Consider the following 14,202-nt stretch of genomic DNA (forward strand, 5'->3'; position numbering starts at 1 on the left):
GTACACGCTTGCGCTGGGCGACGTAGCGTGTGCCCTGGACCTTGCCGATAATCAGCCCGATACGGGCCTCTATTTCCGGCTTGGTCATCTTGCGGATTTCGTCTAGCCGGTAGCCGTTCCGGACAAGCCCATGCTCGATCCTTCGCCAGTCGGCGATACCGCGCTCAGCGGCTTGAGCTTTTTTTCCAATTCGGCGTCAGCGTCGGCGATGATGGCGAGGTCGCTCTCATGCAAGGCTCCACACAGAAGCTCTGTCGTTAGCGCCCCCTGTGGAATATCCCCCAGTGCCAGCAACTGGCGCCGGTACACGTCCACGGTAATCAGTTGCAGGGGGCCGCTCGGGTACTCCTGCTGGGCGTTAATCAGATCACCCGTTACCGGCGCCCGTAACGTGAAATCCTTATGGTGACTTCCGGCGTAATACACGCCGATACCCAGACACCCGGTTATGGTCAGGCCGTCCCATTGCTTGCTCGCTTTTTCGGTCATCTTGTTACTCCAGGTAGAAGTTCAGCGCGGTAATAGTCAGATCCCGGGTAGCCTCACCCTCGACCTGATACTTGGAGCCCATTTCCGCCAGTGAGCAGCCGGTCCAGGATTGGCGCTTTCCGCCACCGTCCTGGGGATAGATGGTCAACTTGGCGTCCATCAGTGCGCGCCAATCGGGCTCACCCGCTTTCGGAATCGGAACAGAGATTTTCAACTCATGTTCTTCAATACCCTTTGCCGTGCCAGTTGGGCGACCGGTGCGGTTCATGGTTTTCACGACCTTGCGACCAGTCTTTAGGCTTGGCTCAACGCTGGTCACTTCGTAGTCAGTGCCATTGATCTCCAGGACAATTTGTCCCACATAGTTATCAGCCATTCGGTGTCACCTCTTACAAAAGCAGATCGATACGACCGGCGAAAACGTGCAAGCCGTTAACAACATCGGTCGGAATAGAGGCATTCAGGCGGTTCACGTCCTGGGCCGACCGCTCGACCACTAAGCCAGCGGCATTGGCGTCAACCTCTTCAACGATCTCCAGTTCCTCCAGCTTCTTGAGCACGTCGAGCAGTTCGCCACGCACTGCCCCCGGAGTTTTGACGGAAAGTTTGGAGCGGGGGAATCGCAGCCGGACACGCTCGCGACAGGCATTGCGAACGTAATAGAGCGTCCGAATAGTGGTCAGGTCGAGCAGAGAAACGTCATTGGCACCGGCCGCCGACTTGGTGTAGGTGCTGACTGCTCGGACAATTTGCACAACATCACCCGCCCCCACCTCCAGCGGCGTTACTCCATTAGCCAGAGCCGTTTCTTGCTCAGTTCGGCCAAGGCGCCTGGTGATACCCGGGGCTTGAACACCACCCAGCACAAGAGTGTTCAGCGGGCGTGCTGGATCTTCTTCGGAGGCGATCACTGCGGCATAGGCTGCCGCCACTTGGCGCGGACTCGATGCAGTTCCTGGCAAAACGGCCAACGTGATGGCGCCAGAGTTCAAAGAAGCAGCCAAAGTAGTGGCGGCTGACAAGGTGCCAGTCAATGCAGCTACACCGATGATGCTCTGTTGCTCAATGGAGTCGGTGTAAGTCTGGATATGGGTGCGCAACGCAGTGAGCGCCGACTGGGTGAACCACGCCGGAACAAGGATAGTGAATCCACCCATCGCAGTAGCATCCAGCGCGGCAGAAATGTTTGGCTCTGCGTCACCTTCCACCACCACGCCAACGGCCGAGATGGCGACATAGCGATAGGCTTTGATTGCGGCCTCAGTCATCTCTTTCGCCACCGGACCGAACAGTTCACCCGCCTCATCGGCGCTGTAAAACTGGGTCGGCACGTTGGCTGGCACCGTTGCATTCGGCCCCAGGGGCACTATCAAGCAAATGCTCTGCCTGTTGGTTGGCAGCGTCCGCACCGCCAAGCTGGTGTTGAACTCAAAGTAAGCACCCGGCTTGCGGATCGATGCCGGAATGGTGTCAAAGGAAATGCTCATTCGTCGGCTCCTTTTGCGGGGCTTTTGGCACCGCTACGCGTCTTTTTAACAAGCAGTAGCTCGCCCTCGGCAACGCGGCGGCGGTAATACGAAGTGTCGGGAACCTCGACCGCATCGGCCGGAGCTGGCTCGATGCGCGTCAAAGGGTCTGACTCCCTGGGCACCAGCAAACCTGGCGCGGCGATAACGTGCATTACACGTCCCTCAATTCGATTGTGTCGGTTACCACCGGCTCGGGGTTATCCGATGGCGCGTGGTATTGCATGTCTATGCCGAGGAGTTCCGGCAGCGCTTGAGCGGGCTTTTCCCAATCCAATTCAATGACAAATGATTGGCCCAGGACTGACAGGTGGTCGCTCGCAAACCTCCCATTGATCAGGTTTGAAAGCTCGGTTGGCCTGATAGCGGCTCTGCCCTCCCAGGGTTGCCAATCCACCAGTTGGTGCATACAGGCTTCCCAAAGTGCATAGCTACCAATCTCCGAGCTGGTGCCACCGCGCCGGGTATCCCGTTCGCTGCGAGCATTTCGGGTGGCGATTACCAGCCGGAACGTGATCGGCACGCTGTAACGTGCTTGGCTTTTCCGGTTAAACACCGCCTTTGGCACCATGACCAGGACTGCCGGGCAGCGATTCAACAACCCTGACAAGAGGTCCGGGTCGCTCAATTCGCCGCCGTAGCTTTCAACCTTAAGGCGCTGCAAGGTCTTACACAGCGCCTTGAGTCGAGCCTCAATCAGATCCTCCAGCTCCCCCAACATCACAAAGCCCTCAGGGTGCGACGGCTCATGAGTCGCGGGTTGCTAGTGATTTCGAATCTAGACTGCCCCCCTTCCGCCGCTCCGCGCTCTTTGTCCTCTGCGGCCAACGCCTCCAAGCGCCTGATCACGTCCTTGTAAATGACGCGGACAGTGGAATTCTCATGGCCCGCGTCGTCGTACAGGTGATAGCGAGCGATCTCTGCCAGATCGTCCGCCACCCAGGCGGGCGCGTCTTCATTGGCGGGGCGAAACCGAAGGTAGAAAGAAACCTCACTGCGCGCCCGTGTAACTACATCAGCGATCCGTGCCAACGTAGCCACAGCCGTCTCAACTTGTTCGGGCTCCCAGTCGTTGAGCGGCTTGCCTGCCGCAGCGGCCACCAGTAGCTCAGGCTCAATAGGGAGCAGTTCACTAGGTGTTGCAACTTGAGTCAGTTGGCGAGCCCCAAACCGAAACAGAAGCTGACTAGCGGACGGCAGTGAGATATTCATTTCGCTGCGCCTCGGGCCTTGCGGGTCTTGGTTTGCTCGCCTTCGGCTTGCGGCTGATCGACTACAGGACCAGGAGCGCCATCCAGAACCTGAGTCGCCCCGCTGTCGCCGCTCGACGACTGCCCACCCAGAACGCTGGCGGCGTTCTCCAGGCCTGACAGTTGATCCGAAGGAGTGAGACTTACGGCTGGGTCAGCAGGCAGTTCAACAACACCGCCCAAGGGCGCAACGATTGCTTGAGGCGCTTGCGACTGGCCGTCTTCCTGGGCGCTGGACGCTTGCGGCGGCAACGCTTCCGAACGATTTCCATCGAGTTGGTCCCCCGGGCCGGGTTCATCATCTTCATAACCGAGAATCAACTGGGGCTCTTTACTCAAAGCCAGCAGTTGCTCCTCGGTGAAGAAATCGTCGGGATACTTGGTTTTCTTGCTGGAGTGGGCGACACCGCAACGGCGGAACCCATCATGCTTGGCAACAATAACGATGGTCATAGCGCCCCCCTTAATCCAGCCAGCTTGGCGCGAGGACTTCGGCAGTGCCTGCCCACTCGTTGCCACCGTCGGCGTCTTTTTTCAGGATCTTGCGGGCACTACCCTCCAGAACAGAAGGCACGACCAGGAGTCCAGGAGTGACGCCCAATGGTCGGCCGCCATCGCCCTTGAAGGCTTTCATGGCGGCACGAGCAGCGCCATAGCTGTCAGGGGTGAGAGGGGCTTTCGAGCAATAAGCAAACTGCCAGAACCCGAAACCGACTTGAGCCCGCGCATCGACGCCATAGCGGTATTCATCACGCATGAACACGCTTTCATCATCGAGGCTGGTCATCGCCTTCAACGCATAATCGCGGCGCTTCTGGAAGATCAGAGGCTTGATTGCGCGGCTCACATCGAGCAGATACCACGCTGGGCCGGTCCCTTCTTGAAAGTTACTTACCGATACAGCTGTGCCGGTGCCATCGTTGCTGGCGTAAACCGGATGATCAACGTCGAAGAAGTATTGACCGTCGTAGCACTTTTCGGACTGCCCGGCCTTCAGCAAGCCGAACACCAGCTCGTCAGGGTGCGCAGTGGAAGCCCGCCCCATTTCTTCGAACAGCGGCTTGTAAACGCCGACCTCGTCATCTTCGATGGCCGAGCGCGGGATCCCTACCGACGCTTCATAACTCTTGTTGGTAATGGTGTAGCCGTGGGCGGCCATGTTTTTGAGAACGCGCTCGCCAATCCACTCACGAAAACTCGGGAACTGACCGAGCCAACCATAGGTGTTGCTCGCCGACGAAGAAGGGACCAGCGTTGCGATACGCTGCCAGTCAGTTGGCGTTGCAGCCTGAGCCTTCTGGAACTCCGCTTTGAATGCCGTGTAAAGCGCCGCCAATGACGCTGGAGTAATAATCATGGGTAGTACCTTGCTGAGGGGGCTGGGTTACGCCTTGCCCTGGAGAAATTCCGCATCGCTCATACCGAACAACGATGCGACCTGCTTTTCTTCGGCGTTCAGAGCCGTAGAGGTGCTTTCTGGCTTTCGGCTGTCGAGGCCAGAAGGAGTGCCCACGATGGGAGCAGCTGCTACAAACGCCTTGAAGCGCTCCAGGCCCGCCTCGTCATGGCAAGACGCACGGTAGTAGTCGACAGTCGCCGGAACGATCTTTCCGGCCTGGGTGGCCGAGATAAGCAGCGCGTCGACGGCCTTGTCGTGCTCTGCTTTTTTGTGCGCGACCAACTGCTGCTCGGCATTGGCGGCGCGCCCCTGCATCGCGTCGAAATCCGCACGCGGAACAAAACGCGCCAGATCAAGGCGCTCGGTGTTGGTGGCTTGAGCCGTGGCTTTGAGTTGAGTAACGGCCGATATGGCCTGTTCTTCGGTCGCTGCATCGGGCAAGCCGAGCAGGGCCAGAAACGCTGGTGACAGTTTCACTGGCGTGATCTCCGGGTTTTCATTGTTGAGGGCGGTCAAAAGGAAATTCGGCTTGTTGGTCAGCCCTGCGCTGACCAAGAGGGCAATGCGCATGGTTTGCGGGTCATAGTCGAAGACAGGCGAAAGGAATCGATACTCGCGACTGACAACCTGGGCGGAACCCTTGGGCGTCCAATCAACACGCCCCCAAAGAGCGCCGTCGCGGGTTTCTAGTTGCTTGATCCAGGCCGCCGCTGGTGCGTCTTCGCCTTTTGGCGCTCGGTGCTGAGTGGCATGCTCCCAATCGATTGGAAGCTCGATGGAACGGCCAATAAAGCTGGATTGGACTTGGCTGGCCGCCAGCTCATCGAACACCCACTGACGACCATCTCGGCCAGTGACATTCGGTCCAGGCGGAATGAGTTCGACCCACTCGGGCGCCTGACCATCGGTGATGGTGGCGGAAAGGTCAGTATTGAGTGCGAGAAGTGTTCTTTTCATGCCGCCAGTTTGAGCGGCTGAATTCGATAGGGAGTTTCAGGGCGGTTTAAGGTTTAAACCAAAGAGAAGGGAGGTGTTACGGAGTACAGCGAAAGGCCATTTTATGCGCAGGTGCCGAAATTCTGCTGCATCTATCATGCAGCCATAGCCCCACAAGCAAATCTAACGCATGTCTAACGCTTTCCTCGACCAGCACCCGCCCCGGTTGTACCTGTAAGGCCCTCAAAACGTCGCCAGCGGGCTTTCCTAAGATCCGCCATTCATAGCACCTGTAAGGTAATCGGAGATGATGGAAAGGATCTCAGCGTCATCCTCAGACGACAGACCAATATAAGGACGAGCCGGTAACTCCATCGCATGCGCTCCCCGGGTTGTCCACATCGCGAAATTGGACTTGCTGCGCTTCACAAAGCGATTGCCGACAGTTCCATTTTTGTGGCTGAAGTAAACCTGCTGCGACCTTGCCGCATGTTCAATTTTCCCACCGAACTGGTGAATGGCCCCATAAGGGCGGTCAGTACCGAACGCCAGCTCATTGCCACTGACGCTATGCCGAAGGGTGTCTTGCAGATTGCCATCCTGGCGAAGGATCTTGTTCGCCCCTTTCCTTGCGATAGTTGAAGGAGCCAGAGGAGCCCAGGGCGACCCATCCGGCGCGACCTGCTGACGAAACCTGTCGTCAGTGGACTGATGCAAGTATTCCGCAATGTCCAGAAGGGGCGTCCGCAAATCCCCCATTCGCTCCAACAACTCAGCAAGAGCCGACTCTGCCAGACGGTTGTCCAGCTCCACATTAAGCATTGCACCGGCCACTCTCACCTCCTACTATCTAGATTCATCCATTGAGTGAGCAGTCCCCGCCAGGACCTCCAGGCCTACACTCAGGATTAATCGCGTGTGGCGGCGCGCGGTTTCACTTCTTCTCGATCTGCGGTCGGCGATAGAGCCGGACACCAATACGCAGCTGTTCCAGGTAGTCCGGATCATTGGCATCCGGCGAAAACGTCGTAACCCCATCCCACCCGTCATCCCCCACCTCAAACACCGACAAAGCAGGCACGGATTCACCGTCGACCTGATAACGGGAGATGTAGCGGCGCCGGACAACTGCTCTGTTCTGTGAATAGAGCCATTCCAGCCGCACCCAAACCTCATCAGGATCTTTGATCGCGTCAGCCAGCAACAGCAGCTCGCGAGCATGGCCACGCTTCCTGATTTTCAAAGCGCCGGTTTTGGCATTGGTGAACAAATCCCGACCGACCACCACAGCGTCACCTGTCACATCTTTGAACACCACTGGCGCCCGCTCTGCGGCACCGAACTCAGCAAGAAAGCGATCCACATATTCAACATCAGAGAGGCCAGCAGGCAGCAATCTATCAGCCGCCATTTCACGCGCCGGAGGCAATGCACCTGGAGCGCGTCGATTGGGCAAGCCCGCGCCTTGCACGCTGCTAGCCCGTGCCCCTGGATCAGGCAACTGATCGAAGGCTTGCAGCGGTGGAACGCCTGCATTCAAACGAGACTGACCAGGAGCAAAGTCAAATCCGGGATCAATGCCTTTAGGCACCCGGACAACACGCGGGCCATTGGGGCTATTTATGCCAATGGTCCTATTCTCATACTCCACGACCGGAGCAGGCCCAACCTTGAGCCCCTGCCTATCAACGTCCCGCTGGCTGAGCATGTACTTTTTACACTTGCAGCCCCAGCCATTCTGGGGGCTGTGAGTTGCCCACCATGGATCATCTAAGGGAAGCACCGTCCCGTCCCAAGCCAAGTGTTGTGGCCGTGGGTGCGCGCTGTCTCCGTGCCGGTATACGGCGAAGGGTCGACGCTTGCGTAACTCAGGATCAGCCATCTGAGCCTCACGCCCTGCGTTATAGGACTGGCGCAAGTTGGTTTCATAGATCACCCGGCTCCGCCATCCCCGGCCGCCGTTGTACTGCCAGCCATGCTTGCTAACGATCTGGTCAAAGTCCTTGCGGAACTGCTCCAGCGTCAACCCTGTTGTGATGGCTTTTTCAACCGCTCCCCGCATATCAGACAACAGGGCGCGCTTAGTGGTCCCGGCCACCACGAACGCCCAATCATGTTCAACTTGATAAATGTCGGTCCAGGTGCGGGACGGAATGTCCGTCTTGCCCCGGAAGTAATCTATCTGCTCCTGGAAGGGCAAGGAGCCGTGAGACACAGCCATTACAAGCCCCTCAGGACGTCATACCGTCCGGCCATGCTCGCGGCCGCCATCCCGTCCGCCATAGCATCAGCCAACTGATCAGCATTCATTTCCGGATATACCTCGATCAGTCGGTCGCGAAACTCCTCCAGGGAGTCCACCGACTCCAAGAGTGAACGTATGGCCTCAACCATGTCATCCATACCCACCATTGCCGCCGCTTCAAGCGTGCCAACCTGATTATCAACAATGTCTCTCTGAATCATCGCTTGAGCTGACTGCTCGCGGTTTGCCGCCGTTGCCAGTGGTGTACTAACTGGCTTACCCAGCAACTTGGCACCAGGCGCAGGAGCTGGGAGGTTTAACTTATCCATCACGACTGACTGCTCGACCTCCAGACCCAATGGGACAAGCTTGTCCAAGGCATCGATCAGCAGCTTGATATTCTCGGGTTTGGGTACATCGACAATCAGGCGCGGATACTTTCGACCAGGAGCAAAATTTAGATCACAGAACGGACGGACAAACTGGCGGTTCAACGTGTTGCTGAGTGCTTTGGCGTCGGCCTCAAGGAGATCGAGGCGCACCTCGTTGTGAACCTGGGCCTGCGCCAAACTGGCGCCATCGTCGGCGCTCATTGTCTGACCGACCACAGCCTTACTAACCTGCTTATCCCACCACTCAGCCAATCCTTTAAAGAACTCGCCCGCGCCAGCCACATTGGCCGCCTGAGTGAAATCAATCCGCATGCTGTCAGGGATAACTGCCGCTGCATCACTGCCGAGGTTGGCGACAGCAGCCATTAAAGTGTTGATATCGTCCTTGCTTGCATTCGGCCCATAGCGCCCAACCCGCATAGGGATACCGTAGATATCGGCGAACCCCATCCAGTCCTTCCAGGTCCAGGCCTTGCACATGTAGGCCACTGCCGCGACACGCGCCAGCCCGCCACGAATCGGCAGGCCGGAGCGAATACGCGGGTAATGGACAATGAATTTGTATGGGGCAAGCTCAATACCATTGACCGGATCTGCCTCATCGAGCAGCCGAAGTTGTCGGCCTGTTTCGCGGTCAAACTGAAAGAATCGCTGATCACGGGGCTCAAAACGCTCAGGGGTCCAGACCTTACCGCTACGGTCCCAAATAATTTCACTCACCGAGTAAGACTTGCCCAGGGCGTCCACGGCTTCACTTTGTAGCTCACCGAACTCGGGCGCTTCTACCACTTCCCGCAGCGCATCGGCGCGGCGCACGTCTTCCGCCTCGTCCGTTGCTGCTTCAATACGGATATTCAGGCCAGCGACCGCCAGCTTGCGTGTGCCGAGGACCGACGCGTAATGCGGATCACGCTCCTCCATCTCCTCAGCCAATGTCAGATAGTCATTGGCTGAGCCTTCATTTGCAGCGTGAAGGATGCTCGCCAGTCGCGTGGGTGTAAGGCCACTCGCCACAGAGGGATGCCAAACCTGCCGAATTCCCGTCAACCGCGGTGCCGCCAACTCCTCTGTAAGCCGGTCGTACTCAATAGGGCGGCCGTGCTGATCAACTATTTTGGACTGTGCCATTACCAGATGCCCTTCTGTGAGCGCCAACCGGCGCCGAGCGTGACCTTTCGATCTTGCACAGCGTTTGGTTGGACTCGGTGATATTCAAAGATCTCGACTTCCTGACGCGAAGCAAAGTCAGCCAACAACGCTGCAATACCTGCGTCGCCGTGGCGCTTGCCGCCGGACTTTTCGCCTTTGTCGTTAGTGCGTTTATCTGGGATGCGGGCCACACCCCGGACCATGCGGAAGGCACGTAGATCACTGCTGACATCTTTGTCGGCCGGGATGTCATACAAGGTGCCGTCCTCTAGGGCAGCCTTGAAAGGTGGCGTGTGTTCGCGATACCAGCCCTCGGTCAGCATTACCCGCTCGATGCGGTTAAACCCATAGCGAACGGCAGCGCTTTCAGCGATCTGCGAACCGTTGCCCCTGGCGTCATGGGCCCCCTTGAGCAAGTTGGGCAGACGATCGGCCATGTAGAACAGAATCTGTTCCTGCTGTGCAAAGGGGGTGTTACGCAGCTCAATGACAAACACCACACGCTTGCGCAGATCCTGCTCTTTAACCTGGGGCCAGATCACCGAAAGGTCGCCCGTGCGGGCAAAGTCCATTCCGTAATGGCTTTGCACGTCCCTGGGAATGGCCTCAAGCAACGGTTTTAAATGCTCTTCACACCACTCCAGACACTCAACCTGACGGACATGAGCATCTAGAGTTTCATAGCCTTGCGGGCAGTTCAGGCGCAGCACCTGGACATTGCGATTACTCCGCTGCTCGACCAGGGCCATACTCAGAAAAGCACCGCCGCCCTGGGACGGCACACAATCAAGCTCCTCCTCGGCAGCATCACCATAGAAGTCGTAGACGTCCTGGACCCAGGCGGCTTCTTCCTCGGCCTTGTATTCAATGCCCTTGCGCAAGCAAACCCGCTGATAAAGTCCATCCGCTACAGCGTCACGGAACTCACAACGGAACAGCTCCCCCTTGCGCTTGCCTGCACGAATATCATTGATCAGCTCATTGAAAGCGTTTTCTGTTCCATCGTGAGTGCTGATCACATGGACCTCACCACCCCAGATCAGTAGCGCAAGCGCGGCCTTCAACAGCTCGGCTAGATCCTGGTGAAACGCTGCCTCATCAATCACGACAACACCCTGTCGCCCCCGAAGGTTGGACGGTCGGCTGGTCAGTGCAACGATGCGGAGCCCACTGGGAAAGGTGATGGTGTAGGTCTTTATGTTTTTGTCCGGATCTTCGTCCGGCCAAATCCCCTCTTCAATTTCACTTGCTGCGTAATCGTAGGCCCGCGCCCACATTCCGCAAGCCTGGATATATTCCACCGTCATGTCCTGGTTGTAGCCGAGATAGTAGACAGTCTGGCCGCCTGCCTCCTTTGAGGAGGCTGCCACCAAGACATTGTCGGCCGCCTCAGCCCAGGTCAAACCAATACGCCGGGACTTCTCGCCGACCTTCAGCGGGGCGCGAATGCCAATCCAGTTCTTCTGGTATTCCAGCAACACAGCAGGAGTGAGGGGCAGGTACTCACCGGACAGCACCTCCTGGAGCGGAGAAACAGTGTTGGTCATTTCAGCGCCCAATTTGCGAACAGGAACCGCCTACTCATGAGGCTACGCCCAAAATAGAACGCCGGATCTGGTCCACGGTCTTAGCGTCCAGACCACCTTTCTTGGCGATTTTCTCAACCTTGTCAGCAGCGGCAGCCGCCTTGTCGCGCACTTCAGCTTGCCATTTCTTCTGTACGACAGAGGCCCTGCCAAGCTCAGCGACCGCCTTTGCCACCTTTGGCAGGTCAATAGGTTTGTTGTCAGCCATCAGCAGCTTAAACAGATGCTCCTGGACCAAACGCATCAGTGCCTCATTGACTGCGCCCTCATCATCCGGCGCAGCCAGTACCACCGCCTTAGCCTGCTCTGAAGCCATCTTCAACGACGCGAGCTTGACCTCAAACTCAGAGCCATAACGATGCAGCGCGCTTTTTCCAATGGAATAGCCACGGCTCCCAAGCTCGGAGGACAGCGCCTCATAACCTGAGAAATTCGACTCAACCAGGGCTTGGTCAAGCCACTCTTTAACCTCGGGCGGAAGTCCTGCGACCTTGCTTCTCGGCGGCATGGTCACGACCAGTATTTTTCAGGGCGAGCGATACCCGGACGGCACTCAATCGAGTACTCCACGATATCAACGCCGTAGTGAGTCAACCCACAGACCCAGGCACCGGAAGGGCTTTTCTGCAGCGTGACCAATGAACGATCAGCCAGATAGTCCAGCTCACGCCGCAATTCCAATTGCGTGGCGTCTGGATAGATGCCCTGGATAGTCGAAAGCACCACAGCCTCATGGGGGTCCACCGGCCGGGAAGTGTTGAGAGTGAGGAGGATGTACCAGCGCAGCGATTCGCGCCGTACCTTGGCAGGATCAGAAATCATTCACGGGCTCCCTTGAGCTGTACGTTTTCAAGCTTCAAGGCCAAGGCATCCAGCTTGGCCTCCAATACGGTTTGATTGCGGACATAGTCCTCACGCTGGACATAGTGCAAAGGCATCTCACCCTTGAGCCGTTCCAGGCGTAGCTCTACGTCGCGCAATCGTTCTGAGTCCTTGCTTACCCCCTCAAAGCGCTTGTCCATCATGGCGAAGCGCTGTTCCAGCCTGCTCTCCATCTGCGCCAAGAGGAGCTTGACCAGGCCCGCGAACATCGCCAGCACCGTGGCGGTAATGCCGATCATCTGCCACAGGGGCAGTTCAATAGTCGTCATTGGCGGGACATCCGTTCGTGTACGTCTTGGCAATCAATGCAGAGCATCACGCCTGGAACAGCAAGACGACGCCCCTCGGGGATCTCCAGCCCGCAGTCATCACATTCCAGCGCCGATACGCCTACAGGCTTACGGGCCAGTGCCAAATGCGCAGCAATGGCGGCCTCTCGGTTCGCTTCCTCAACTACGGATGCGCGATCAGTTACGTCCATGGGTGTTCCACTCGATAAGGCTATTCAGCTGGGCGCGGCACTTAGCGAAGCTTTCGCTGTTGCGCACATGGTTAGTTAGAAGGTCGGCAGGCGTTATGCCTGCGGGGAGCTGTTCAACGGCTCCGGCTCCTCCGCCTTCTGAAGCAGCTCTGCTGGTGGACTGGCTGGCAGGCATTGCGCCGGAGGTAAGGGCTTGGTTCCACACCCGGACAAAGCCAACAGTGAAAACAGCCACAGGCAGAGGCTGAGGCGGCGCGTCCAGGGTGCGGCGATAAAGAGTCGTGACACGTTGAATCTCCCCGGTGAGCCGTTCGGTGTTTTTCCGTAGCTCAAGACTTTTGTTGGTTAGTTGAAGCGCCAGAACATCCCCGCGCTGTTTCTCTGCGGCCAGTTCCTTAGCTGCCTTTTCTGCGGCTTCTTTCATTTCGTTCGCGACTTCCAAGCGGAGCTTTCCTAGTGCCACCTCTCCCTCTGATTTCGCGACCTCATAACCCCGCTCATAGCCTTCCTGCTGATTCAGATTCAGCGTGAGCACAACAGCAGCAGATACCCCAAGAAGCAGAAGGACAGGCGCCGCCAGCTCTGCAAGAGACTTCATTGGCAGCCTCCCAGGCCCCAGCCTTCAGCGACGTACATAGGTTCCCAGCGCAACAAGATCAGACGTGGGTACTGGCGGTTTTCTTTGAAGGCTGCGGCCGAGCGACCATCGTTAAAACGCTCGACTGAGTTGAACCAGATCAGCGGATCGGCCCCCGAGGCCGCAGCCAATTTTCGATCACGGATCACCCAGCCAAGCCCCCCGTTGTAAGAGGACAGAATCATGGCGTTCCGGTCGCAGGTGTTGCGGGCCTTAACTCGACTGGCAAGCCAAAGGTCATAGCTGACCAGCGCCTGAATCGACCACATCGGGTTATAGGGCTCGATCTTGCCCAGCGCCTTAGGGAAGGTCTGCGCCAACCAAGTGGCAGTTGTCGGCATCACCTGACCCAGGCCCTGCGCACCGACCGGCGACTTTGCGTCGAACTTCCAGCGGCTTTCCTGATGGATTTGCGCCGCGAACATCGCCACCGGGGCATCAAGCCCCCATTCGGCCTGGGCAATGCGAGTCAAGTCTCGCCGGTAGTGTTCAGCCTGCGGGGGAACTTCTGCCTTTGCGCGACCGAACAGGGCAACACCAACCACCAGGATCAGGAACATGAAAGAGGAACAGGTCCGAAGGGGGCGCATAGTCAGAGCCCCAGCGTCAGACCGAGAATGCAGGCCAGTACCACCAAGGCCCGGCGCATGCCCGCCAACGCTCGATCAACCGGCAAGACTCGATCCGGGCGCGCATAGGGAAACAGGGCCCGGTCGATCCAGTAGCCCAGCACACCACCAAGAGTGACCAAGCCCGCTTTGTAGAGGACAACGACCATTTTGGTTGGGGCGACCAGGGCCAGACAGAGCAGCAGAACAACAGTGATCAGTGACCAAAAGGTCATTCGTGGCGCACGCGGACGCCGATGAAAGAAAGCCATCAGTGAGATTCCTGAGTTGATTGAAGTGAGGCGCGGATACCTGCAAGCGAACGAGCAGCGATAACGGGATCACCCCGTACAGTTTCTGCGGCCTTGTATGTACCGAGACACGGCGAAGACTGGCCGTCCTTAGGCCGTAACTTCTCTTTTTGCCTTACGTACTCGGCAACCCGGCGCTCATGACTTGCCACGATTAGCTCGACACTTGCGCGCCACTCCGGAGGGCACCTGTCCATCAGCGCCTTAACCTCAGATGGGAAAGGCTCTGCAATAACAAGCTCGGCGTACTGCCTGGACGAACGAGGGACAAAGGACATTTGCGAGCCTGCCGGAGTTGGGGTCCGGGCTAG

At 57.7% G+C, this 14,202-nt stretch carries 20 protein-coding genes; all 20 read right to left on the reverse strand.

The features are described 5' to 3' along the window. Positions 1-102: 102 nt before the first annotated feature. The 20 genes from AC1RMG_RS14660 to AC1RMG_RS14755 all read right to left on the reverse strand — a co-directional run bounded on the left by AC1RMG_RS14660 (position 103) and on the right by AC1RMG_RS14755 (position 13,852). Positions 103-489 (reverse strand): hypothetical protein, encoded by a 387-nt coding sequence (locus tag AC1RMG_RS14660; RefSeq protein ID WP_072450754.1) that lies wholly within the window; start codon positions 487-489, stop codon positions 103-105. 4 nt (positions 490-493) lie between these two features. Next, the gene (locus AC1RMG_RS14665) at positions 494-865 is read right to left on the reverse strand and encodes a phage tail protein (RefSeq protein WP_072450755.1); all 372 of its coding nucleotides are present in this window, start codon (positions 863-865) and stop codon (positions 494-496) included. Between the two features lie 13 nt (positions 866-878). Continuing rightward, positions 879-1,976: a phage tail sheath C-terminal domain-containing protein gene (locus AC1RMG_RS14670; protein WP_493169489.1), complete on the reverse strand. Its 1,098-nt coding sequence runs from the start codon at positions 1,974-1,976 to the stop codon at positions 879-881. Continuing rightward, on the reverse strand, positions 1,973-2,170 hold the full coding sequence (locus AC1RMG_RS14675; RefSeq protein ID WP_072450757.1) for a DUF2635 domain-containing protein: 198 nt from the start codon (positions 2,168-2,170) through the stop codon (positions 1,973-1,975). Before AC1RMG_RS14675 ends, AC1RMG_RS14670 begins: the two co-directional genes overlap by 4 nt. After that, a complete protein-coding gene (locus tag AC1RMG_RS14680; protein WP_493169491.1) occupies positions 2,170-2,736 on the reverse strand; it encodes a phage protein Gp37 in 567 nt (188 codons plus the stop codon). Before AC1RMG_RS14680 ends, AC1RMG_RS14675 begins: the two co-directional genes overlap by 1 nt. Beyond that, positions 2,736-3,227: a phage protein Gp36 family protein gene (locus tag AC1RMG_RS14685; RefSeq protein WP_493169493.1), complete on the reverse strand. Its 492-nt coding sequence runs from the start codon at positions 3,225-3,227 to the stop codon at positions 2,736-2,738. Before AC1RMG_RS14685 ends, AC1RMG_RS14680 begins: the two co-directional genes overlap by 1 nt. After that, positions 3,224-3,718 (reverse strand): HI1506-related protein, encoded by a 495-nt coding sequence (locus tag AC1RMG_RS14690; protein ID WP_493169495.1) that lies wholly within the window; start codon positions 3,716-3,718, stop codon positions 3,224-3,226. Before AC1RMG_RS14690 ends, AC1RMG_RS14685 begins: the two co-directional genes overlap by 4 nt. 10 nt (positions 3,719-3,728) lie before the next feature. Further along, the gene (locus AC1RMG_RS14695) at positions 3,729-4,622 is read right to left on the reverse strand and encodes a Mu-like prophage major head subunit gpT family protein (RefSeq protein ID WP_493169497.1); all 894 of its coding nucleotides are present in this window, start codon (positions 4,620-4,622) and stop codon (positions 3,729-3,731) included. A gap of 27 nt (positions 4,623-4,649) precedes the next feature. Beyond that, positions 4,650-5,621, reverse strand: a complete 972-nt coding sequence (locus AC1RMG_RS14700) for a phage protease (RefSeq protein WP_493169499.1) — start codon at positions 5,619-5,621, stop codon at positions 4,650-4,652. Between the two features lie 246 nt (positions 5,622-5,867). Further along, positions 5,868-6,434: a phage virion morphogenesis protein gene (locus tag AC1RMG_RS14705; protein ID WP_493169501.1), complete on the reverse strand. Its 567-nt coding sequence runs from the start codon at positions 6,432-6,434 to the stop codon at positions 5,868-5,870. Between the two features lie 100 nt (positions 6,435-6,534). After that, positions 6,535-7,821 carry a PBECR2 nuclease fold domain-containing protein gene (locus AC1RMG_RS14710; protein ID WP_493169503.1) on the reverse strand — a complete coding sequence of 429 codons (1,287 nt, stop codon included), beginning with the start codon at positions 7,819-7,821 and terminating at the stop codon, positions 6,535-6,537. Further along, entirely contained in the window at positions 7,821-9,365 is a 1,545-nt protein-coding gene (locus AC1RMG_RS14715; RefSeq protein ID WP_493169505.1) for a DUF935 domain-containing protein, read from the reverse strand. Before AC1RMG_RS14715 ends, AC1RMG_RS14710 begins: the two co-directional genes overlap by 1 nt. After that, positions 9,365-10,933, reverse strand: a complete 1,569-nt coding sequence (locus AC1RMG_RS14720; RefSeq protein WP_493169507.1) for a hypothetical protein — start codon at positions 10,931-10,933, stop codon at positions 9,365-9,367. The genes AC1RMG_RS14715 and AC1RMG_RS14720 overlap by 1 nt, the downstream gene beginning before the upstream one ends. A gap of 34 nt (positions 10,934-10,967) precedes the next feature. After that, the gene (locus AC1RMG_RS14725) at positions 10,968-11,480 is read right to left on the reverse strand and encodes a DUF3486 family protein (protein ID WP_493169707.1); all 513 of its coding nucleotides are present in this window, start codon (positions 11,478-11,480) and stop codon (positions 10,968-10,970) included. A 2-nt stretch (positions 11,481-11,482) separates the two neighbouring features. Next, positions 11,483-11,794 carry a hypothetical protein gene (locus AC1RMG_RS14730; RefSeq protein ID WP_072450767.1) on the reverse strand — a complete coding sequence of 104 codons (312 nt, stop codon included), beginning with the start codon at positions 11,792-11,794 and terminating at the stop codon, positions 11,483-11,485. After that, positions 11,791-12,123 carry a hypothetical protein gene (locus tag AC1RMG_RS14735; RefSeq protein ID WP_265535391.1) on the reverse strand — a complete coding sequence of 111 codons (333 nt, stop codon included), beginning with the start codon at positions 12,121-12,123 and terminating at the stop codon, positions 11,791-11,793. The genes AC1RMG_RS14730 and AC1RMG_RS14735 overlap by 4 nt, the downstream gene beginning before the upstream one ends. Then, a complete protein-coding gene (locus tag AC1RMG_RS14740) occupies positions 12,120-12,335 on the reverse strand; it encodes a TraR/DksA C4-type zinc finger protein (protein WP_493169510.1) in 216 nt (71 codons plus the stop codon). The genes AC1RMG_RS14735 and AC1RMG_RS14740 overlap by 4 nt, the downstream gene beginning before the upstream one ends. Further along, a complete protein-coding gene (locus tag AC1RMG_RS14745) occupies positions 12,322-12,933 on the reverse strand; it encodes a DNA-packaging protein (protein WP_493169512.1) in 612 nt (203 codons plus the stop codon). The genes AC1RMG_RS14740 and AC1RMG_RS14745 overlap by 14 nt, the downstream gene beginning before the upstream one ends. Further along, positions 12,930-13,532, reverse strand: a complete 603-nt coding sequence (locus tag AC1RMG_RS14750) for a transglycosylase SLT domain-containing protein (RefSeq protein ID WP_493169514.1) — start codon at positions 13,530-13,532, stop codon at positions 12,930-12,932. Before AC1RMG_RS14750 ends, AC1RMG_RS14745 begins: the two co-directional genes overlap by 4 nt. 32 nt (positions 13,533-13,564) lie before the next feature. Beyond that, entirely contained in the window at positions 13,565-13,852 is a 288-nt protein-coding gene (locus tag AC1RMG_RS14755; protein WP_493169516.1) for a putative holin, read from the reverse strand. Positions 13,853-14,202 lie beyond the last annotated feature (350 nt).

The sequence above is a fragment of the Pseudomonas sp. GW822-FHT04H02 genome (genome assembly GCF_058800645.1).